The organism is Priestia sp. P5_B4 (assembly GCF_056400385.1).
This window is the reverse complement of record NZ_JBFULJ010000763.1, coordinates 1-1,850: the sequence shown is the minus strand read 5'-3', so window position 1 is coordinate 1,850 and position 1,850 is coordinate 1. Positions and strand designations below refer to the sequence as shown.

At 28.7% G+C, this 1,850-nt stretch carries 2 protein-coding genes and 2 pseudogenes; all 4 read right to left on the bottom strand.

The window, feature by feature from the left end:
- Positions 1 to 324 (bottom strand): annotated as a pseudogene (locus AC1DRF_RS25690) (hypothetical protein); the annotation flags it as partial.
- Positions 325 to 344: 20 nt separating this feature from the next.
- On the bottom strand, positions 345 to 650 hold the full coding sequence (locus AC1DRF_RS25685) for a hypothetical protein (protein WP_427075403.1): 306 nt from the start codon (positions 648 to 650) through the stop codon (positions 345 to 347).
- A gap of 613 nt (positions 651 to 1,263) precedes the next feature.
- Positions 1,264 to 1,587, bottom strand: coding sequence for a DUF4181 domain-containing protein (locus AC1DRF_RS25680; protein WP_427091744.1), 324 nt, complete (start codon positions 1,585 to 1,587; stop codon positions 1,264 to 1,266).
- 50 nt (positions 1,588 to 1,637) lie between these two features.
- A pseudogene (locus tag AC1DRF_RS25675) lies at positions 1,638 to 1,850 on the bottom strand (hypothetical protein); the annotation flags it as partial.

Below are 1,850 nucleotides of genomic sequence, written 5' to 3'. Positions count from 1 at the left end.
ATCTTCTCCAAAGTATTCTGGAAACAACTCAATCATAAAACCAAAAACAGCATTAAAAAATGCATCTTCTTTAAAATGGATTATTCCATAATGATAAAGTTCCTGCAGCAATTCTTTATAGTCATCATGATTACTTTCTTGTACTTTACTCGTGTTTTCTACGTCCCATTCTACAACTAAATACCAACATAAAAAGCTAAGTTTGAGAAAAACCTTCAAGTCATGGGGATTTTCTTTCCAATTATGATATAACTTATCCCTTGATGCGTTCCAATCAGATTCTTTTTCCAACTGATCGGTATCTTTCAGTTCCCAGTTTTTCATAGATTACCTCCAATTTTCTTTTAGTCTCCTAATATAGATATCTTTTGGATTTCATGATTACTCAATATTTTTATTAATTCGCTTAATGCTGGATGACAATCTCCAGGGATAAATATTTTTATGTTCTCTAAATCCTTTATAAATTTATCAATTTCGTCCCGATCAAATTCTACATTAGTCAAATAGTAATCTCTAATTTTTCTTAAATACAAATAACTTCTCCAGTTATTATTTGTGTGAAACAGAGCATCGTGTAATGACTCCTCAATTTCTTTAAAATCAAGATACCTATCTTCTTTACCGTACATCTCAATATCAAGTCCCACGTGCTTCCCTCGCTTTCTAATTAATTTATCCAACTAAAGTAATTATATCGCTTTATAGATAAGTATCCTCTAATTATATTTAATAAGGATAGTCATGATAAAGAAGTCCGCAAAAGTATACCTTTAMGRACTTTTCTTTTTCWTRAGAAATCTATCATCTTTATCGTTCGCTTAAGTTATAAAAAMAATTACGAACGTCTTCTGRAATYCRTGCACTTTTACRAACGTTTTTAGTAATAAAAAAGGATTCATACCGGTTAATCGATATGAGTCCTTTTGAAACATAGTTATATACCAATAGGTATTTCTTATAATAAAATTAATCCACCTATTATAAGAACAGCACCAAGCATAATACGGAACCCAGAAGACGACACTGGATCAGTAACTATATCGGATGCTACTGCTAAAAAAACTAAAGTTTTTTAGTCTTTCCTTTTGTGTTTTTATCTTTTACAATGATTAAAATTCCCGAGATTAATAGATACAAACCAACTAGTAAAACTAATATAGGTATAAAAATTATTTCCACCTGCTTTTATGTATTATAGTGTATTTATTTTCTATGCTTTTTATAACGTACATAGCTCTTTGTGTATGTATAAATAAACCATTAGAAAACATTCAATATTGCTCCAATAATAATTGCTATTAAAAAATATATCAGGAGACTAAATGACAGTAAATATTCCCTCGTTTCTCTGTTATATCTCCACTCCATAAAGATTCGGAAACTTAAATAACATAAACAGAAAATAATTAACATGACCCACATAGGAACCTGTTCAAAAGCAATAAAGAGTATAATAAAAACAACATAAAAACTTTTTTCTACCCATTTATGCCACTTGTTCACATAATTTTTTTCAGTGTCGTGGTCATCTTTAACATTTAATTTTATAGCAAGATACTTTGTAATAAGAGATGCTACTAACAATAATAGTAAGAGGTATAAAAATGTTTTTAGCAATAATATTCAACTCCTATTTAAAATACATTTAATAAAGTGYCAACTCCTATAGAAGCTAAATAAAAGAAGAAGAAAATAACGGCTAAAAGGTGTTCCCTCATTTCTCTTGCAAATTTCCATTCCATAAATATATTAAATCCCTGATAAACAATACAAAAAGCAGCTAAAATAATCCACATAGGGACTTGATTATAATAGCTTAGGGAAAATAAAAATATTATGTATAGTAC